At 68.9% G+C, this 18,546-nt stretch carries 16 protein-coding genes; 10 read left to right on the top strand and 6 right to left on the bottom strand.

Annotated elements, in window-relative coordinates:
* Nucleotides 1–31 precede the first annotated feature (31 nt).
* The 8 genes from gcvP (at nt 32) to M5C98_RS09680 (ending at nt 11,009) form a co-directional block, all read left to right on the top strand.
* Nucleotides 32–2,950, top strand: coding sequence for an aminomethyl-transferring glycine dehydrogenase (gene gcvP / locus M5C98_RS09715; RefSeq protein WP_272552441.1), 2,919 nt, complete (start codon nt 32–34; stop codon nt 2,948–2,950).
* 174 nt (nt 2,951–3,124) lie between these two features.
* Complete coding sequence (locus M5C98_RS09710; protein ID WP_442867280.1) at nt 3,125–3,472, top strand: FKBP-type peptidyl-prolyl cis-trans isomerase; 348 nt, start codon at nt 3,125–3,127, stop codon at nt 3,470–3,472.
* Between the two features lie 22 nt (nt 3,473–3,494).
* Nucleotides 3,495–4,517, top strand: coding sequence for a MerR family transcriptional regulator (locus tag M5C98_RS09705; protein WP_272552439.1), 1,023 nt, complete (start codon nt 3,495–3,497; stop codon nt 4,515–4,517).
* A gap of 81 nt (nt 4,518–4,598) precedes the next feature.
* Nucleotides 4,599–5,930, top strand: coding sequence for an MFS transporter (locus tag M5C98_RS09700; RefSeq protein WP_272552438.1), 1,332 nt, complete (start codon nt 4,599–4,601; stop codon nt 5,928–5,930).
* Between the two features lie 188 nt (nt 5,931–6,118).
* Nucleotides 6,119–8,314: a PAS domain-containing hybrid sensor histidine kinase/response regulator gene (locus M5C98_RS09695; RefSeq protein WP_272552437.1), complete on the top strand. Its 2,196-nt coding sequence runs from the start codon at nt 6,119–6,121 to the stop codon at nt 8,312–8,314.
* Nucleotides 8,298–8,999, top strand: coding sequence for an RluA family pseudouridine synthase (locus M5C98_RS09690; protein WP_272552436.1), 702 nt, complete (start codon nt 8,298–8,300; stop codon nt 8,997–8,999). The genes M5C98_RS09695 and M5C98_RS09690 overlap by 17 nt, the downstream gene beginning before the upstream one ends.
* Before the next feature lie 133 nt (nt 9,000–9,132).
* Entirely contained in the window at nt 9,133–9,891 is a 759-nt protein-coding gene (locus tag M5C98_RS09685) for an SDR family NAD(P)-dependent oxidoreductase (RefSeq protein WP_272552435.1), read from the top strand.
* A gap of 134 nt (nt 9,892–10,025) precedes the next feature.
* On the top strand, nt 10,026–11,009 hold the full coding sequence (locus tag M5C98_RS09680; protein WP_272553233.1) for a Bug family tripartite tricarboxylate transporter substrate binding protein: 984 nt from the start codon (nt 10,026–10,028) through the stop codon (nt 11,007–11,009).
* A 153-nt stretch (nt 11,010–11,162) separates the two neighbouring features.
* Here the strand turns inward: M5C98_RS09680 and M5C98_RS09675 are convergent, their stop codons facing one another.
* Both M5C98_RS09675 and M5C98_RS09670 read right to left on the bottom strand, forming a co-directional pair.
* The gene (locus M5C98_RS09675; RefSeq protein WP_272552433.1) at nt 11,163–11,600 is read right to left on the bottom strand and encodes a universal stress protein; all 438 of its coding nucleotides are present in this window, start codon (nt 11,598–11,600) and stop codon (nt 11,163–11,165) included.
* Nucleotides 11,601–11,737: 137 nt separating this feature from the next.
* Entirely contained in the window at nt 11,738–12,487 is a 750-nt protein-coding gene (locus tag M5C98_RS09670) for a 2OG-Fe dioxygenase family protein (RefSeq protein WP_272552432.1), read from the bottom strand.
* Nucleotides 12,488–12,606: 119 nt separating this feature from the next.
* Between M5C98_RS09670 and M5C98_RS09665 the strand changes: the two genes are divergently transcribed.
* Nucleotides 12,607–12,990, top strand: coding sequence for a PilZ domain-containing protein (locus tag M5C98_RS09665; RefSeq protein ID WP_272552431.1), 384 nt, complete (start codon nt 12,607–12,609; stop codon nt 12,988–12,990).
* A gap of 24 nt (nt 12,991–13,014) precedes the next feature.
* Here the strand turns inward: M5C98_RS09665 and M5C98_RS09660 are convergent, their stop codons facing one another.
* Nucleotides 13,015–14,727: a long-chain fatty acid--CoA ligase gene (locus M5C98_RS09660; RefSeq protein ID WP_272552430.1), complete on the bottom strand. Its 1,713-nt coding sequence runs from the start codon at nt 14,725–14,727 to the stop codon at nt 13,015–13,017.
* Between the two features lie 352 nt (nt 14,728–15,079).
* On the opposite strand from M5C98_RS09660, the gene M5C98_RS09655 reads away from it, so the two are divergent.
* The gene (locus tag M5C98_RS09655) at nt 15,080–16,087 is read left to right on the top strand and encodes a D-2-hydroxyacid dehydrogenase family protein (RefSeq protein ID WP_272552429.1); all 1,008 of its coding nucleotides are present in this window, start codon (nt 15,080–15,082) and stop codon (nt 16,085–16,087) included.
* Between the two features lie 141 nt (nt 16,088–16,228).
* Here the strand turns inward: M5C98_RS09655 and M5C98_RS09650 are convergent, their stop codons facing one another.
* The 3 genes from M5C98_RS09650 to M5C98_RS09640 all read right to left on the bottom strand — a co-directional run bounded on the left by M5C98_RS09650 (nt 16,229) and on the right by M5C98_RS09640 (nt 18,528).
* Complete coding sequence (locus M5C98_RS09650) at nt 16,229–17,359, bottom strand: branched-chain amino acid ABC transporter substrate-binding protein (RefSeq protein ID WP_272552428.1); 1,131 nt, start codon at nt 17,357–17,359, stop codon at nt 16,229–16,231.
* A 150-nt stretch (nt 17,360–17,509) separates the two neighbouring features.
* A complete protein-coding gene (locus tag M5C98_RS24705; RefSeq protein ID WP_336298497.1) occupies nt 17,510–17,797 on the bottom strand; it encodes a hypothetical protein in 288 nt (95 codons plus the stop codon).
* Between the two features lie 296 nt (nt 17,798–18,093).
* Entirely contained in the window at nt 18,094–18,528 is a 435-nt protein-coding gene (locus tag M5C98_RS09640; protein WP_272552426.1) for a DNA polymerase III subunit chi, read from the bottom strand.
* Between the last annotated feature and the right edge of the window lie 18 nt (nt 18,529–18,546).

Raw genomic sequence — 18,546 nt, 5'->3', positions numbered from 1 at the left:
CCCTTCCTTTTTCCGTCCACGGTCCTCTTCCATGCTGATGCAATCCGCCCTGCCGCTTGGCGCGCTTGAAAACGCCACCGAGTTCCTGCCCCGCCACATCGGCATCGACGGGGCGGACGAACAGCACATGCTCTCCACCATCGGCGAGGCCTCGCGCCGCGCGCTGGTGGACAGCATCGTGCCGCGCTCCATCGCGCGCAGCCGGGCGATGGACCTGCCGCCCGCCACCACGGAAGCCGCGGCGCTGGCCGAGCTGAAGGCCATCGCCGCGCAGAACCAGGTGCTGCGCAGCTTCATCGGCCAGGGCTACCACGGCACGCACACGCCGGGCGTCATCCTGCGCAACATCCTGGAGAACCCCGCCTGGTACACGGCCTACACGCCCTACCAGGCCGAGATCTCGCAGGGCCGCATGGAGGCGCTGGTCAACTTCCAGACCATGGTGTGCGACCTCACGGGCATGCCCATCGCCAATGCGTCGATGCTGGACGAGGCCACGGCCGCCGCCGAGGCCATGACGCTGGCCAAGCGCTCGGTCAAATCGAAAAGCATGCGCTTCGTCGTGGCCGGCGATGCGCATCCGCAGACCATCGAGGTGATCCAGACGCGCGCCGCGCCACTGGGCATCGAGGTGGTGCTGGCCAACTCGCTGGCCGAGTGGAATGACGCGCTGGACGGCGACTATTTCGCCGTGCTGGCGCAGTACCCCGCCACCAGCGGCCGCATCGACGATCTGGCGGCCGATGCTGCCAAGGCCCATGCCAAGGGCGCGGCCTTCATCGCCGCGGCCGACCTGCTGGCCCTCACCCTCATCGCGCCGCCCGGCGAATGGGGCGCCGACATCGTGGTGGGCACCACGCAGCGCTTGGGCATGCCCATGGGCGCGGGCGGCCCGCACGCTGCCTTCATGGCCTGCCGCGACGAATACAAGCGCTCCCTGCCCGGCCGCCTGGTCGGCGTGAGCGTGGACGTGCACGGCAAGCCCGCCTACCGCCTGGCGCTGCAGACGCGCGAGCAGCACATCCGCCGCGAAAAGGCCACGTCCAACATCTGCACGGCCCAGGTGCTGCCCGCCGTGGTGGCCAGCATGTACGCCGTGTACCACGGCCCCCAGGGCCTCACGCGCATTGCGCAGCGCGTGGCCGCCTACACCGCCATCCTGGCCAAGGGACTGGAGCAACTGGGCGCGCCGCTGCGCCCGCAGGCCTGCTTCGACACGCTGTCGCTGCACACTGAGGGCGCTACAAAAAAAATAGCTGCCCGCGCAGTCTCCATGGGCGCCAACCTGCGAATCTACTTTGAAGAGTATCTGTGCATCTCGCTCGACGAAACCACCACGCGCGCCGACATCGAGCTGCTGTGGAAGGTCTTCGCCCAGGACGGCCAGACACTGCCCACGGTCGCCGCGTTCGAAAAGGGCGTAGAGCCGCTGATTCCCACCGCGCTGCGCCGCACCAGCGCCTTCCTCACGCACCCGGTGTTCAACACCCACCATTCCGAGACCGGCATGCTGCGCTACATCCGCCAGCTGTCCGACAAGGACCTGGCGCTGGACCGCAGCATGATCCCGCTGGGCAGCTGCACCATGAAGCTGAACGCGACCAGCGAGATGATCCCCATCACCTGGCCTGAGTTCGCCAACGTGCACCCCTTCGCCCCGGCCGACCAGCAGCAGGGCTACCGCCTGCTCGACGAGCAGTTGCGCGCCTGGCTGTGCGAGGCCACGGGCTACGCCGGCATCAGCCTGCAGCCCAACGCGGGCTCGCAGGGCGAATACGCCGGCCTGCTGGCCATCAAGGCCTACCACGCGGCCCAGGGCGAGGGCCACCGCAACATCTGCCTGATCCCCAGCAGCGCGCACGGCACCAACCCCGCCAGCGCGCAGATGGTGGGCATGCAGGTGGTGGTGACGGCCTGCGACGCCAACGGCAACGTGGACCTGGCCGACCTGCGCGCCCAATGCGAGCGGCACAGCGCCCACCTGGCCTGCGTGATGATCACCTACCCCAGCACGCACGGCGTGTTCGAGACGCAGGTGAAGGAGCTGTGCGCGCTGGTGCATCAGCACGGCGGGCGCGTGTACGTGGACGGCGCCAACATGAACGCCCTGGTGGGCGTGGCCGCCCCCGGCGAGTTCGGCGGCGACGTGAGCCACCTGAACCTGCACAAGACCTTCTGCATCCCGCACGGCGGCGGCGGCCCTGGCGTCGGCCCCGTGTGCGTGGTGGCCGACCTGGTGCCCTACCTGCCGGGCCACCGCACCGCGGCCGAGCAAGGCGCGCTGCGCGCCGAATCGACCGCCGCCAACGGCGTGGGCGCAGTCAGCTCCGCCCCGCTGGGCAATGCCGCCGTGCTCCCGATCAGCTGGATGTACATCCGCATGATGGGCGCCGAGGGCCTGCAGGCCGCGACCGAGACGGCCATCCTGTCGGCCAACTACATCAGCGCGCGCCTGAAGGACCACTACCCCACGCTTTACGCGAGCGCCAACGGCCACGTGGCACACGAGTGCATCCTGGACCTGCGGGGCCTGAAGGAAACCAGCGGCGTGATGGCCGAGGACGTGGCCAAGCGCCTGATCGACTACGGTTTCCATGCGCCCACGCTGTCGTTCCCGGTGCCCAACACGCTGATGGTGGAGCCCACCGAGAGCGAAACGCTGTCCGAGCTGGACCGCTTCATCGACGCGATGATCGCCATCCGCGAGGAGATCCGGCAGATCGAATCCGGCGCCTGGCCGCAGGACGACAACCCGCTCAAGCACGCGCCGCACACGGCCGAGAGCCTGCTCACGCAGCAGTGGACGCGGCCCTACGCCCGCGAGACCGCGGCCTTTCCGGTGGACGCCTTGCGCCGCAGCAAGTACTGGTCGCCGGTCGGCCGCGTGGACAACGTCTGGGGCGACCGCAACCTGTCGTGCAGCTGCATTCCGGTGAGCGACTACGCGTGACGGCGAGGGGTGCGCCGGCCGCGCCATGGGCCCGGCCGGCCTGGCCCTCCAACATGGGGTTACAGGGCCTCGGGCAGACTCTTTAAGATCGCGGGCTACCTTTTTTCAGGAGATGTTTCCGTGCGAAATTCCTTGTGCGCCCTGCTTGCCGGGCTTGTGATCGTTCCCACCGCCATGGCGCAGACCGCCCCCGTCACCCTGCCCAGCGGGCTGGTGTATGAGTCGCTGAAAGAAGGCACCGGCACCTCGCCCAAGGCCACGGACACCGTCAAGGTGCACTACAAGGGCACGCTGCCGGACGGCAAGGAGTTCGACAGCTCCTACAAGCGCGGCGAACCCACCGAGTTTCCGCTCAACCGCGTCATCCCCTGCTGGACCGAAGGCGTGCAGCGCATGAAGCCCGGCGGCAAGGCCAAGCTGACCTGCCCGCCGGCCATCGCCTATGGCGAGCGCGGCGCGGGCGGCGTCATTCCCCCCAATGCCACGCTGAACTTCGAAATCGAGCTGATCTCGGTCCGCTGACCCGTCCGAGGGCCCGCCACCAATGCTGCTCCAGGTCGGCGAGCTGGCCCGGCGCACCGCACTCACGGTGCGCACCTTGCACCACTACGACGAGATCGGGCTGCTGAAGCCCTCGGGCCGGTCGGACGCAGGCTATCGGCTGTACAGCCAGGCCGACGTGCAACGGCTGCACGGCATCCAGACGCTGCGCCAGATGGGGTTGCCGCTCAGCGACATCGCGGGCCTGCTCGCGGGCGGCGGCATGGCGCCAGAGCAACTCATCGGGCAGCAGATCCGCGCGCTGGACCAGCAGATCGCGCAGGCCACCGAGCTGCGCGGCCGCCTGTCCCTGCTGCGGGACGGCCTGGTGGCCGGCGCCGAGCCCGACATGGGCAACTGGCTGCAGGCGCTGGCGCTCATGGCCACCTACGGAAAGTACTTCAGCGCGGCCGAGCTCAAGCACATCTTCTCCAACTGGAACCGGATCGAAGCCGACTTGTTGGTGGTCAAGGAGCAAGTGCGCCGCGCCATGGACCAGGGACAGCCGGTCGATGCGCCCGAGGTGCAGTCGCTCGCGTATCGCTGGATGGCGCTGATGCTGCACTGGATGGGCGGCGACATCGACCTGCTGGAACGCTGGGGCCACATGTTCCGCACCGAGCCCAGCACCCAGGGACGCAACCACGCGCCGCCGGGCGACATGATCCGCTACATCGAATCGGCCATCCAGCTGCGCATGGACCTGCTGCTCAAGTACATGGACCGCGATGACCTGCGCCAGTTGGGCCACGTGCACCACACGCAGTGGCAGCAGCTGGAGCAAGAGGTGCAGCAGTTGGTGGACCAGCGCGTTCCCCCGGCCCATCCGCGCGCGCGTGCGGCCGCCACGCATTGGGACGCCCTGTTCGGCACCCTTTGCTGCAACGACGCCGGGCTGCGCGCCAAGCTGATGCGCGCATCAGCCAGCGAGCCCCTGCTGCGCGCCGGCTCTCCCTTGAGCGAGCCCGTGCGCAACTACCTGCACGCCGTGCCGCGCCTGCCGGCCGCCGCGCCATCGCCCTCCTGAAAAAAGCTTGACCCTCACGCTACGTGAGGCACCACAGTCGGCTCCGATCGCTGCCACGAAGCGCAGCCAACGGACCGAACCATGACCCCCTCGCAAAAAGACCCGCGCGCTGCGCTTTTCCGAAATACCGATTTCCGCTGGATGGCCAGCGGCTCTGCCCTCACCATGCTGGGCGACCAGTTCACGCTGATCGCGCTGCCCTGGCTCGTGCTGCAGATGACGGGCGATACCCTGGTGCTGGGCACCGTGCTCGCCCTCATGAGCGTGCCGCGCGCGCTGTTCATCCTGATCGGCGGCGCCCTGGTGGACCGCCACTCGCCCAAGCGGGTGCTGATGCTCACCAAATACACCAACCTGGCGTTGCTGGCCCTGCTCAGCGGCCTGGTGCTGAGCGGCACGCTCGCGCTGTGGATGGTGTATGCGCTCTCGTTGGCGATCGGCCTGGCGACGGCCTTCAGCATTCCGGCGGGCACGGCCATGCTGCCGCACGTGGTGCCGCGTGCGCAGCTGCAGGCCGCCAACGGCATCAGCCTGGGCATACGCCAGCTCACGATGTTCCTCGGGCCGCTGCTGGCCGGCCTGCTGATCGCACTGCTCGGCGACGGCAACCGCCTGGCCGGCCACAGCGCCGACGCGACCGGCATCGGCATCGCCTTCGGGCTCGATGCGCTGAGCTTCGGCATTTCGGCGTGGACGCTGGGCAAGGTGCGTCCGCTTTCGAGAACACCCGAAGCACCTGATGAGGTACGGGATGCCACCGGCGCGCGCCGCGCGGCCCCGCAAGCGGTTCTGGCCTCGGTGGCGCAGGGCCTGGTGCATTTCTGGCGCGACCGCGAACTGCGCACCTGCTTTCTCTACTGGAGCGCCGTGGCGGTGCTCATCATGGGGCCGCTTCACATCGCCATGCCGGTGCTTGCCAGCAGCATGCCCACGCTGGGCGCCGCCGCCTTCGGCACCTTGCTGGGCGCCCATGGCGCGGGCACGCTGGCAGGCATGGTGGCCTCGGGCCTGTTTCCCCGCCTGCGCTGGGGCAGCCTGGGCATGACGCTGCTGGCGTTCGACGCCGCCATCGGCCTGCTGTTCATACCCATGGGCTGGATCGACGCCATCTGGCAAGGGGCCGCACTGATGCTGGCCATCGGACTGCTGGGCGGCTTCATGCAGGTGCGCGTGTTCACCTGGATACAGCAGCGCGTGCCGCCCGCGCTGATCGGCCGGGCCATGGCGCTTTTCATGTTCATCTTCATGGGCCTGGCCCCGCTCTCGGCGGCCATCACGGGCTGGCTGATGAAAAGCGTCTCGCTCGCCCAGCTGTTCGTGGGCAGCGGCGGCACGCTGGTGGTGCTGGCCGCGCTCGCCTTCGCGTTCACGCCGCTGCGGCAGGTGAACGACGCGCCAGGCGCGGCGCGCTGAGCCGCCAGTCGGGAAAAACGCCAAGGCACACGGAGAAAGCCGCCGGGGACGGCCCCTCGCCCGGCAGACCGGAGGGTTGCAGCAGGGCATCACCCGCCTGCTGGCCTGCGCCAGGGGCCGGGCGTACACTGGCCCACTTCCCTGCGGCGCTGGCGCCGCTGCCGCTGCCTGCCGTCGCTGCCTCGCCCATGAGCCGTCCTGATCTTTCGCTCCTTCTGCCCCCCGGTTCGGAGAACCCGCCCGAGCCCCCCCCGCCCGAGCGCCGCGCACCGGCGCACCGGGCCGAGGGCCCCGTGGCCGCGCTCATCGGCGAACTGCGTGCCTACCAGGCCGAGCTGGAGGTGCAGAACAAGGTGCTGCGCTACAGCCAGGCCGCGGCGGAAAGCGCCTCCGAGCGCTTCGAGACGCTGTTCGCCAGCGTGCCGCTGTCGCTCATGGTGCTTGACGAGCACGACATGGTGGTGCAGGCCAACTCGATGGCGCACCGCTCCTTCCAGCCCACCGAAACCGACCGTCCCGTCACCTCGCTCATGCCGTTCGTGAGCGTGGACGATGCCGAGCGGGTGCGCGAGGCCTTCGCCCAGGCGCGCGAACTCGGCCACAGCGAAGCGACCGAGGTGGTGTTCCCGGTCGGATCGGGCGGCACCATCACTGGCGACCTGCACATCGCCCGCATCGAGGCGCCGCAGGAAAGCGGCCCGCCGGTGCTGCAATTCCTGTGCGCCGTGATCGACCAGGGCCCGCTGCTCACCGAGCGCCAGGCGCTGCAGCAAAGCGCCCAGGCCCTGCAGGAGCGCAATGCCCAGTTGCATGCCAGCGAGCGCCGGCTGGAGGCCGTGATCAATTCCGCCCTGGACGCCATCCTGTGCGTGGACCAGAACCAGCGCATCACCGTCTTCAACCCCACGGCGGCGGCGCTGTTCCAATGCGCCACGGCCGACGCCATGGGCAGCCGGCTCGACCGCTTCCTGCCCGATGCGGCGCAGGCGCTGGCGTTCGCGCAGCTCACCACGCAGGCCGTGCTGGGCGAGATGGTGGCCTGCACCGCCAGCGGCAAGGAGCTGGCGGTGGAGGTGAGCATGTCGTTCGAGCGCCATGCCGAGGGCGAGACCACCACCGTGTTCGCGCGCGACCTGACCGGCCGCAAGAAGGCCGAGGCCCACCGCAGCGAGCTGGAAGCGCAACTGCGCGAATCGCACAAGATGCAGGCCGTGGGCACCATGGCCGGCGGCATCGCGCACGACTTCAACAACATCCTGAGCGCCATCCTGGGCAACGTCGAGCTGGCCAAGGCCGACTGCGACGCCGCATCGCCCGTGCTGGAGAGCCTGCACGAGATCGACAAGGCCGGCCGCCGCGCGCGCGACCTGGTACGCCAGATCCTCACCTTCAGCCGCAACGAGCCGCCCCAGCGCACCGCCGTGAGCGTGCACGACGCCATGCACGACACCGAGCGGCTGCTGCGCGTGACCCTGCCGCCCGCCATCGAGCTGCACATGCGCCTGGATGCGGGTCTGCCGCCCGTGCTGGCCGATGCCACCCAGGTCGAGCAGGCGCTGCTCAACCTGTGCACCAACGCCATCCATGCGATCGGCGAGGCGCGCGGCATCGTCAGCATGCAAGCCTCGGCCCTGGAGCCCGACCTTCGGCTGTGCGAGCGCCTGGGGCTGCCGCTCGGAGAATACGTGGCGCTGACCGTGGTGGACAACGGCCCGGGCATCGACGCGGCCACGCAGCAGCGCATCTTCGAGCCCTTCTTCACCACCAAGCCCGTGGGCCAGGGCACCGGCCTGGGCCTGGCCGTGGTGCACGGCGTGATGCGAACGCACGGCGGCGCGGTGGACGTGCACAGCGCTCCCGGCGAGGGCAGCCGCTTCACGCTGTACTTCCCCGTGGCGCCCGACTCGGTGGCGAGCGCCCCGCCCCACACGCCCCCCGCCGCCGCGCCGCAGCCGGTGCAGGCCGCCGACGAACGCATGCGCCACGTGATGTACGTGGACGACGACGAGGCGCTGGTGTTCCTGGTGCGCCGCCTGCTGCGCCGCCGCGGCTACCAGGTGACCGGCTTCACCGATCCGCACGAAGCCACCGAGGCCCTGCGCGCCGACCCGCACGCCTACGACCTGCTGGTGACCGACTACAACATGCCCGGCTACTGCGGCGTGGATCTGGTGCGCGAAGCCAAGCGCATCCGGCCCGAACTGCCGGTGGCGCTGGCGTCGGGCCACGTGACGGCGGAGATCGAACAATCGGCCCTGGCCGAGGGCGCCAGCGCGCTCATCCACAAGCCCAACGACGTGGAAGAGCTTTGCGCCACCGTGCACCAGCTGGTGCACGGCACGGCCGAAGGCCCCGATGACCCGGCGGATGGCGGACGCCATTGACGTGGCGCAAGGGACCGGGTCTGCCGCACCTTCGCCCGAGTGCCTGTACGCCGACGACGACCTGCTGGTGCTGGCAAAGCCCTCGGGCCTGCTGTGCGTGCCGGGGCGCGGGCCCGACAAGCAGGACTGCCTGAGCGCCCGTGCCCAGCAGCACTGGCCGGACGCCCTGGTGGTGCACCGGCTGGACCAGGCGACCTCCGGCATCGTGCTCATGGCGCGCCATAGGGCGGCCCAGCGCGCGCTGGGCGATGCCTTCGCCGCACGGCAGGTGGACAAGCGCTACGAGGCCGTGGTGCAGGGCCTCGCGCCCGCGCAGCCCGCCGCCGATGGGGAAACCGGCGGCTGGCACGCCATCGACCTGCCGATCGCCGCCGACTGGGAGCGCCGCCCGCTGCGCGTGATCGACCCGGCCCAAGGCAAACCCAGCCTGACGCGGTGGCGCGTGATGACCCAGGACACCGCTGCCCAGACCACCCGCGTGGAGCTGCAACCCGTGACCGGCCGCACCCACCAGCTGCGCGTGCACCTGGCCGCCATCGGCCACCCCATCCTGGGCGATGGGCTGTACGCGCCCGCGGCGGCGCAGGCCCGCGCGCCGCGCCTGCTGCTGCATGCGCGGCACATGGCGTTCGACCATCCGCGCACCGGGCAGCCCCTGGCATTTTTCGCGCCGGCACCCTTTTAGGGTTTTAGGCCTCCAGCGCAATCATCACTAGGGCGTATAGCTATCAATTCAATAGCGTCATGCATCGCGGAAACTTGAGCGCCCTTCCAGCGCCCGCCGGCCGCGCCCGGGGGCCACGCAGTACCATCGCCGGATGCCAAAACACCTCACGATCTTGACGGGTGCCTCGCGCGGCATGGGACTGGCGATGGCCCGCCAACTGCTGCAGCCCGGCCACGCGCTGCTCACCCTCTCGCGCAACGCCAACCCCGAGCTGGCAGCCGAAGCCGCCCAGGCCGGCGCCACGCTGGAGCAGTGGGAGCAGGACCTGTCCCAGGGCCTGCACGCCGCCGCCCGGCTGCGCACCTGGCTGGCCAACGTGCCGGCGGGCCAATATGCCAGCGCCACCCTCATCAACAACGCCGGCGTGGTGCCGCGCATCGCCCCGCTCTCCAGCAGCGATCCGGCCGACCTGGCGCACGCGCTGCGCGTGGGACTCGAAGCCCCCATGCAGCTGAGCGGCGCCTTCCTGGGCGCCACCGAGAACTGGCCGGTGCCGCGCAAGGTGCTCAACATTTCCTCGGGCCTGGGGCGCCGCGCGATGGCCTCGCAAGCCGCCTACTGCGCCGCCAAGGCGGGCATGGACCACTTCACGCGCTGCCTGGCGCTGGACGAGGCGGCCAAGCCGAACGGCGCCAAGGTGTGCTCGCTCGCGCCCGGCGTGATCGACACCGACATGCAGGCCCATCTGCGCGACGCCAGCCCGGCGGAGTTCCCCGATGTGCAGAGCTTCGCCAACCTCAAATCGGGCGGCCAGCTCACCTCGCCCGCCGATGCGGCAGCGCGGGTGCTGGCCTGGCTGGAGCGTGCCGATTTCGGCGAGGCGCCCGTGGCCGATGTGCGCGTTGCCTGACGCACGGCCTGCGGCGCGCAAGGCAATTGCTACGTTTTTTATAGCACAATGCCCTAGTGGATATTGCGCTGAAGGCATTTTTTACCCTGTATCGATGGCCTGATTTTTCCCCGCAAAAAATGGAGACACAACCGATGATCCGCAGCCTGCTTTCCTTCACCGCGCTCGCCCTGGCGCTGGGCGCCACCGCCCAGGCGCAAACGGCCGCACCCGCCGCCGCGTATCCCACGAAGCCCGTGCGCCTGATCGTGCCCTTCCCTCCCGGCGGCGGCACCGACATCCTCTCGCGCCTGGTGGCCAACAAACTGACCGAGGTGACCAAATGGACCGTGGTGCCCGACAACCGCGCGGGCGCGGGCGGCACCATCGGCATCACCGAGGCCGTCAAGGCCGCACCCACCGGCTACGACCTGGTGATGGGCCAGAAGGACAACCTGGTCGTCGCGCCCTGGCTCTACAAGAACCTGCCGTGGGACCCGACCAAGGACCTGATCGCGGTGGCCCACGTGGCCTACACGCCGGTCATCATCGCCACCGGCGCCAACTCGCGCTTCAAGACCCTGGCCGACGTGGTGGCCGCCGCCCGTGCCGAACCCGGCAAGATCACCTACGGCTCGCCCGGCAACGGCACCACCATCCACCTGGCCGGCGACCTGTTCGAGAAAGCCGCAGGCATCAAGCTGAGCCACATTCCGTACAAAGGCTCCAACCCCGCGCTGATGGACGCGCTGTCGGGCAACGTGGACCTGCTGGTGTCCTCGGTGCCATCGGCCATGGCGCAGATCAAGGCGGGCAAGCTGCGCCCGCTGGCCGTCACCTCGGCCAAGCGCAGCTCGTCGCTGCCGGACGTGCCCACCGTGGCCGAATCGGGCTACAAGGGCTTTGACGTGAGTTCGTGGTACGGCATCTTCGCGCCGGCCGGCACGCCCGCCAACGTGGTGACCACGGTGAATGCCGAGGTCAACAAACTGCTGGCCTCGCCCGAGATGCAGGCCGCCATCCAGGCCCAGGGCGCCGAGCCCGAGTCGCTGTCGGCCGCGCAGTTCTCCGCACTGCTCAAGAGCGACTATGCGAAGTGGAAGGGCATCGTGGAAGCCTCGGGCGCCAAGATCGAATAGGCGCCGATCCTGGCCCCCGCGCCGTCCGGCACGGGGCCTTGCGCGGCCCTGCTGCCGAAGGCATCGGCCCCTTCCATGCAAAACGGCTCCCGAGGGAGCCGTTTTGCATGGAGGGTCAGGCCAGCGCCCACCCCCGAGAGTACCGACTGCCGGTCAGTCGCGCACCACCAGCACCGGCACGTGCACCGCGCCCAGCACGCGCTGCGTCACGCTGCCCAGCACCAGCTTTTCCAGGCCCCGGCGGCCATGCGAGCCCATCACGATCAGGTCGGCCTGGCTGGTCTCCAGCGCGCGCAGGATGCCGTCGTGCACCGCATGGCCCTCGCCCACCACCGCCGTCACCGGCACGCCGGCTTCCTGCATGGCCTTCTTCACGCCGTCCAGCGCCACGTTGGCCTCGGCCGTGGCGGCGCTCAGGTACTGCGACTGGCCATAGGCAAAGTCCGCGCCCACGCCCGTGAACGGGTACGGGTCCACCACGTACACGGCGGTCACCGCCGCGCCGAACGCCTTGGCCAGGCCCGCGGCCTTGGACACGGCGGTCATCGAGGTCGGCGAGCCGTCCACGGGAATCAGGATGTGCTTGAACATGGTTACTTCTCCTTCGGTTGATGGATCGGGCAGGGCCTGGGGGCCTGGGGATCGCTCTGGCGATCCCCTGCCCGCCTCAGGCCCTAGTGTCGCGGCGGCCGGCCTGCCGGCCGTTGATCCGCATCAAGTCATGGCCCTCAATCCGGCGCGTCCTGGAATCCCCCGCGCCGGCAGGTCACGACCAGCGTGTCGCGGAACCCGCCCTCGGCCAGCGGCTGGATGGGCGTGGTCTCGTGGATCATGCGCGCATCGTCCAGCAGCATCAGCGACCAGGGCTCGCTGAGCGTGAAGCGCTGCCCGCTGGGCCCGGACGCTTCGAATATACGGGTCTCGCCGCCTTTCACATTCTCGCGGCCGACCAGGAAAACCGCCACCAGATCGACGCCGTCGCGGTGCGCGCCTTCCGGCGTGGGCCGGCCGATGCCATCGGTGGTGTCGATGCGGAACTGGTGCGCCTCGACGAACCAGCGCTCGGGCTGCGTGGCCAGCGCCTGTTGCGACACGCGCGCCAGCGCCGCGATCAATTGCTGCCAGGCCGGGCGCGCCACGGTGGCGTCCAGCATGGGCGCGAACATCCGCTGCATGCCGCCGTGCAGCGCGTTGTATTCGACCGGCTGCCAGTGCGCGCGGTGCGGCACGGCCTGCACGCGGTCGCCATCCGAGACGAAGCTCGCGTGGCGGCGGCGGCGGTATCGCCCGCCGTCCTTCAAAAACGCATCGGGCGGCAGGCCGCTCCAGTCGGCGTGCAGGGCTTCGAGGTCGCCCAGCGGGCAACCGATCCACGCGGCGGTATCGGCAGGCCGCAGCACGGCATAGCCGGCGCTGCGCAGATGGCTTGCCACCTGGTCCGGTGGCAGGTACGGAGGAGAGAAGGTGATGTGCGCCATGGCGGCCAAGCTTAACCCGGCCCGGGGCTGGAACCTGCCGCGAAAGTGCCAGCCAGCGGCCGCCGGCAGCGCAGCCGTGCAGTAGCATGGCGGGGCCTTCGCCATTCCAGGAACCCGCCATGCCCCATGAACGCCGCCACTACGTCCGCGTGGCTTTCGATGCCCCCGCGCTGCTGACCACGGGCCTGGGCACGTTCGACGTGAAGGTGCTGGATCTGTCGCTGCAGGGCGCGCTGCTGACCTTGGGGGCGGAGCCTTCGGCCGCTGCCCTGCCCAAGGGCGCACCGTGCCAACTCGTCATCCCGCTGTCGGCCGACAACGACCATATCGCCATCACGGGCGACATCGTGCACATCGAGGGGCAGCAGGCCGGCCTGCAGTGCCGCACGATGGATCTGGACAGCGTGACCCACCTGCGCCGCGTGATCGAATTGCAACTGGGCGATCCGGCGCTGCTGGAGCGGGACCTGGCGGAACTCATCGCCGCGCACGCGGCGCAGTAACCGCCGCAGCCCAAGCGCGTCGGATCAAGCGGCTGCGGTGGCGGCAGGGCTGGTCAGTTCGGCCTCCTGCAGCGACCGCCACATCACCTTGCCGCTGCCGCTTTTTGGCAGCGCATCCACCAGCTGCACCACGCGCGGCACCTTGTACACGGCCATGTTGTCGCGGCACCAGGCGATGATGTCCTCGCCGGTCACCTGGCCCCGGTGTTCCTGGCGCAGCACCACCACGGCCTTGACCGTTTCGCCCCGATAGCTGTCGCGTGCGGCGATGATGCAGGCCTCCTGAATCGCCGGGTGGCGGAACATGAGCGCTTCGACCTCGGCCGGCCAGACCTTGAAGCCGCTTGCGTTGATCATCCGCTTGAGCCGGTCGGTCAGGAAGAAATAGCCCTCGCCGTCCACCCGCCCCAGGTCGCCCGAGCGGAAGAACCGCTTGCCATCCAGGTCGATGAAGGCCGAGGCCGTCGGCCCGGGCAGCTTCCAGTAGCCGCTGAACACGCCGGGACCGTGGATCACGATCTCGCCCTGCTCGCCGGCAGGCAGCTCCTGCAGCGTGTCGGGATCGATCACGCGGGCATCGGTGCTCATGAAGGGAATGCCCAGGCATTGCTGCTTGGGATGGTCGGGCGGATTGGTGTGCGACGGCGCGGCGGTTTCGGTAAGGCCGTAGCCCTCGGTGTAGCGCAGGCCGTATTGCTCGAACAGCCGCTGCGCCACCGCCTGCGGCATGGCCGCGCCGCCGCCGCCGATGTACACCAGGCTGGACAGGTCGTATTGGCCGAAGTTCGGGCTGCCCATGAGGTCGATCACCATCGTGGGAATGTTGGTCCAGTTGGTGACGCGGTAGCGGGAGATGAGGCGCCCGGCCAGGTCGCGGTCCCAGCGCGGCATGACCACCAGGGTGGCCCCCACGTAGATGCAGGAATGCATCACGCTGACCATGCCGGTGATGTGGAACATGGGCACGACGGCCAGCGTCACGCTCTCGGGCGTGGCGGTGCCCCACAGGCTGCTGGCCACCGCGTTGTGCATGAGGCTGCGGTGCGGGTGCATGCAGCCCTTGGGCAGCCCGGTGGTGCCGCTGGTGTAGGGCAGCACGGCCAGGTCTTCGGGGCCCACCGTCAGGTCCGGGGGCGGTGCGCTGCAGGCCAGGGCACCCGCCCAGGCATGCACCTGGCCGCCGGGGAATGCGGGCAGGTCATGGCGCGTGCAGAGCCAGTCCCGCCATGCGGGCGGAATCGCGTCGGCGCCGGCCTCTTCGGGTGCGAACGCATCGGTGAACTGCGCCACCACCAGGTGGGCCAGGCCCTTGCCCGGCGCCAGGGTGCCGCTGGCCTGGGCCAGCTCGGGCGCGAGGTCGGCCGTGGTGATGGCCACTCGCGCATCCGGGTCGGTGATGTAGTGGGTCAGTTCCTGCGCACGGTTCATCGGGTTGACGGGCACGACCACCGCATTGGCCCGCAGGATGGCGAAGTGCGCCAGCACCAGTTGCGGGCAGTTCTGCATGCACAGCACCACCCGGTCGCCACGGCGCACGCCCAGGGTATGCAGATGCGCGGCCATCCGCTCGGCCCCTTCGGCGAGGGCGCGGTAGGTCAGCGCGCGCCCGAAGAAGACCACTGCCGGCTTGTCCGGGTAGCGGCGGGCGCTGATCGCCAGGTTGTCCCACAGGGAGGTGGCAGGAGGGGTGAGTGCGTGCGGCAGGCGGCGGGGCCAGAAGGCATGGTGGGCAGGCATGGACGATTCGGTTCCTTTGGCGTGCAGCCTAGTGATCTGCCGCAGGTCCGGCATTGGGGATGCCCCCTACGGCCGGTCACGTGGGCGACCCGGTCTGCCCATGGCGCGCTCGGGGCGGCCAATGGTGCCAGGACGGAGACTTTTGTAACGGCGTGTCCCGCGCCGACGGTCTGGAAGGGCTGGCGCGCCGTCGGCGGCGCGCGCATCAACGACAATGTGCGGCTGGGCCAAGCGCCCTGCCCCGCCGGCACCGCCCGGGCCCGGCAGGCCGCGCGGCACGCTTTTTTTTCGATTTCTGCGGCGGTGCTTTCACGAAGGCACTGCCCAGCAGCTTGCGGGTTTTACGGACAACATGAACATTGTCATTCTCGACGACTACCAGGACGCAGTGCGCAAGCTGCATTGCGCCGCACGCCTGGACCCCTACAACGCCAAGGTGTACACCAACACCGTCAAAGGGCTGGGCCAGCTCTCGGTGCGCCTGAAGGACGCGGACATCATCGTGCTGGTGCGCGAGCGCACCCACATCTCGCGCCAGCTGGTCGAGAAACTGCCGCGCCTGAAGCTCATCGCGCAGACCGGCAAGATCGGCCCGCACGTGGACGTGACGGCCTGCACCGAGCGCGGCATCGCCGTGGCCGAGGGGGTGGGATCGCCCGTGGCGCCCGCTGAACTGACCTGGGCGCTCATCATGGCCGCGATGCGCCGCCTGCCCCAGTACATCTCCAACCTGAAGCACGGCGCCTGGCAGCAGTCGGGCCTGCGTGCGGCGTCGATGCCGCCCAACTTCGGCGTGGGCACCGTGCTGCGCGGCAAGACGCTGGGCGTGTGGGGCTATGGCCGCATCGGCCAGATCGTCGCCAGCTACGGCCGTGCCTTCGGCATGAACGTGCGGGTGTGGGGCCGCGAGGCCTCGCGCGCCCAGGCCTTGAGCGACGGGCTGCAGGTCGCCACCACGCGCGAAGAGTTTTTTGCCCAGTGCGACGTGATCTCGCTGCACCTGCGCCTGAACGACGAGACGCGCGGGATCATCCGGCTCGAAGACCTGTCGTGCATGAAGCCCACCGCGCTGCTGGTGAACACCTCCCGCGCCGAACTGATCGAGGCCGACGCGCTGATCGCCGCGCTGAACCGCGGCCGCCCCGGCATGGCCGCCGTGGACGTGTTCGAGAGCGAGCCGATCCTGCAAGGCCACGCCCTGCTGCGGCTGGAGAACTGCATCTGCACGCCGCACATCGGTTATGTGGAGCAAGACAGCTACGAGCTGTACTTCGGGGCCGCGTTCGACAACGTGGTCAACTACATCCGCGGCACGCCGACCAACATCGTGAACCCCGGTGCACTGCAGGTGCGCCGCTGAGGCGGCCCGCGCACCACACCCCCAACGACACGGACAGAGCGGGCCGCTTCGGCCGCACCAAGCAAAAAGGCCTCCGAAAACGGAGGCCTTTTTGCTTGGACTGCCCGCCGGTCTTGCAACCGGCAGGCGCTCCCGGCGCGCTCAGTTCAGAGGCGTCTTCTTGCCGTCCTTGTACACGTACAGCGTGATGGCAGGGTTCTTCAGTTCGCCATTGGGTTCGAAGGCGATGTTGGCCGTCACACCCTTGTAGTTGGACTTTTGCAGTTCAGGGATATAGACCTTCGGGTCCCACGAGTTGGCACGCTTCATGGCATCGACCAGCAGCATGGTGGCGTCGTAGGTGTAAGGGCTGTACACCTGGAACTGGTTGGGGTACTTGGCGTCGTACTTGGCGCGCCATGCGGTGCCGCCAGGCATCTTGGCCAGCGAGGCGCCGCCTTCGGCGCACACCACGTTGCCCAGCGTCTTGGCGCCAGCGGCGAGCTTGGCGATCTCGGACGTGCAGATGCCGTCGCCACCGAAGAACTTCACGTTGCTCATGCCCAGCTGTTCCAGCTGGCGCAGCATCGGGCCGGCTTGGGGGTCCATGCCGCCGTAGAACACCGCATCGGGGTTCTTGGACTTGATGGCCGTCAGGATGGCCATGAAGTCGGTGGCCTTGTCGGTCGTGAACTGCTCGTCCACCACCTTCATGCCCTTGGCCGTTGCCGTCTTCTTGAACACGTCGGCAACGCCCTGGCCGTAGGCCGTGCGGTCATCGACGATGGCCACGGTCTTGAGCTTCAGCGTGTCGGCTGCATAGAACGCCAGGCCAGCGCCCAGGGCGTTGTCGTTGGCGATGATGCGGAACGTGGTCTTGTAGCCTGGCTTGGTCAGGTTGGGATTGGTGGCGGCGCCGGTGACGTGGGGAATGCCGCAGTCGTTGTACACCTTGGAGGCAGGAATGGTCGTGCCGGAATTCAAATGGCCCACCACGCCAGCAACCTTCGCATCGCACAGCTTCTGTGCGGCGGCGGTGCCTTGCTTCGGATCTGCAGCGTCGTCTTCGGCTTGCAGTTCGAACTTGATCTTCTTGCCGCCAATCGTGACGCCTTGGGCATTCAGTTCTTCAACTGCCATGCGCGCGCCGTTTTCGTTGTCCTTGCCGTAGTGGGCTTGTGGGCCGGAAACCGGTCCCACGTGGCCGATCTTGACCACCTGCTCTTGTGCAGAGGCCGCGCCGGCAAAAGCCGCGATAGCGGCAACCACGGTCAGTTTCAACTTCAGTTGCATATGAATCTCCATTAAGGGGTGAGCGCTGAGAAATATTGTTGTGTCTCAACGCCGGAAACATATCGCAATTTATGGGCCAGATCACTAGGGAACACGATGACATGCGGCAGAAACCACAGGGGAATACCCTGCCACTGCCCTTTCCGCACCTCAAACCAGGGGCGTTCCCGGGTGTCCGGCCAGTTCTTCGGCCACGGCTTCGTACACCGCATGGCGCACCACCGACTCCACTTCCTCGCGCAAGCGGGGCACGATGGAGCGGGTCTGCTCCAGCACCACGGTGGCGATCGCCTCGCGCAGCCGCTGGTCCAGCACCACGTCCACCCGCTGCATGACCCGGTGGATCACCACCTCTTCGATGTCCTTCAGCCCGGCAGCCGGCCGCGCGAAACCCGCAGGCGTCGGCGCGTGTGAAGACGGCACTGGGATGGGAGGCATCGCAGGGGGTACGGGAAAAGGGACGGCCGCCACGGGAGGCGCCATCGGAGAGGCCACGGGCCGCGCCATGGAAGGCACGGCGGCGGGGGCCACCACAGGGGTCACGACGGGCCGGGGCGGTAGCCCGGGGACCAAGGGAGGCTTTTGAAAGGAGGAAGAAATTGCAGGGCCTGGAGGGGCCGAGGAAACCGGCGCGGCAGGATTGGCATGCCCCACGCCGGGTACGGCGTCCGAAAGCTGCACCACATCGGTGAGCGTGGGCACGAATCTGGGGGGGCCCTTGGGCGGGGAAGACATCAGGCGCCTTTCAAGACGAGGTCGTGCCGGACGATCTGGTAGCCGCGCGCCGCATAGTGGCGCCAGCGGTCGCGCGCGCCGCTGCGGTCGGCCTCGTCGTGCGCACTGACCACTTCCACCAGCTTGCCGAACCGCTCGAAGCCCTGCGGCACCGTGCCACCCAGGTTGAGCAGCACTTCGTGATGGGGTGTCAGCCGCAGGTCCTGCGCCAGCAGCACGGGCGAGGCATCGCGCAATTCGTCCGCGTCGCGTTCGTTGCAGTGGGCAACGAAATCCTGCGGGGCCATGGCCCACAGGGCACGGTCCAGGCTGTCGAGCGCGGACTCCGGCCCCGTGATGACCAGGCAGACATCGCTGCGCATCACCTTGCGCGCGAAACGGCAGGCATAGGCCAGCTTGTCCGGCGCATTGAAGTGAAAAGCGATTTCCGTCATGGCCGAGAAGGCAAGGCG

The organism is Acidovorax sp. NCPPB 3576 (assembly GCF_028473605.1).
Classification (GTDB): Bacteria; Pseudomonadota; Gammaproteobacteria; order Burkholderiales; family Burkholderiaceae_C; genus Paracidovorax.
Note: the sequence above shows the minus strand (reverse complement) of the source record. Positions and strands in the feature narration are given on the sequence as shown.

Excerpts from the sequence above, each read along its gene's own strand:
- gcvP (WP_272552441.1), top strand. The coding sequence starts at position 32 with ATGCTGATGCAATCCGCCCTGCCGCTTGGCGCGCTTGAAAACGCCACC.
- M5C98_RS09710 (WP_442867280.1), top strand. The coding sequence starts at position 3,125 with ATGGCGCAGACCGCCCCCGTCACCCTGCCCAGCGGGCTGGTGTATGAG.
- M5C98_RS09705 (WP_272552439.1), top strand. The coding sequence starts at position 3,495 with ATGCTGCTCCAGGTCGGCGAGCTGGCCCGGCGCACCGCACTCACGGTG.
- M5C98_RS09700 (WP_272552438.1), top strand. The coding sequence starts at position 4,599 with ATGACCCCCTCGCAAAAAGACCCGCGCGCTGCGCTTTTCCGAAATACC.
- M5C98_RS09695 (WP_272552437.1), top strand. The coding sequence starts at position 6,119 with ATGAGCCGTCCTGATCTTTCGCTCCTTCTGCCCCCCGGTTCGGAGAAC.
- M5C98_RS09690 (WP_272552436.1), top strand. The coding sequence starts at position 8,298 with ATGGCGGACGCCATTGACGTGGCGCAAGGGACCGGGTCTGCCGCACCT.
- M5C98_RS09685 (WP_272552435.1), top strand. The coding sequence starts at position 9,133 with ATGCCAAAACACCTCACGATCTTGACGGGTGCCTCGCGCGGCATGGGA.
- M5C98_RS09680 (WP_272553233.1), top strand. The coding sequence starts at position 10,026 with ATGATCCGCAGCCTGCTTTCCTTCACCGCGCTCGCCCTGGCGCTGGGC.
- M5C98_RS09675 (WP_272552433.1), bottom strand. The coding sequence starts at position 11,600 with ATGTTCAAGCACATCCTGATTCCCGTGGACGGCTCGCCGACCTCGATG.
- M5C98_RS09670 (WP_272552432.1), bottom strand. The coding sequence starts at position 12,487 with ATGGCGCACATCACCTTCTCTCCTCCGTACCTGCCACCGGACCAGGTG.
- M5C98_RS09665 (WP_272552431.1), top strand. The coding sequence starts at position 12,607 with ATGCCCCATGAACGCCGCCACTACGTCCGCGTGGCTTTCGATGCCCCC.
- M5C98_RS09660 (WP_272552430.1), bottom strand. The coding sequence starts at position 14,727 with ATGCCTGCCCACCATGCCTTCTGGCCCCGCCGCCTGCCGCACGCACTC.
- M5C98_RS09655 (WP_272552429.1), top strand. The coding sequence starts at position 15,080 with ATGAACATTGTCATTCTCGACGACTACCAGGACGCAGTGCGCAAGCTG.
- M5C98_RS09650 (WP_272552428.1), bottom strand. The coding sequence starts at position 17,359 with ATGCAACTGAAGTTGAAACTGACCGTGGTTGCCGCTATCGCGGCTTTT.
- M5C98_RS24705 (WP_336298497.1), bottom strand. The coding sequence starts at position 17,797 with ATGCCTCCCATCCCAGTGCCGTCTTCACACGCGCCGACGCCTGCGGGT.
- M5C98_RS09640 (WP_272552426.1), bottom strand. The coding sequence starts at position 18,528 with ATGACGGAAATCGCTTTTCACTTCAATGCGCCGGACAAGCTGGCCTAT.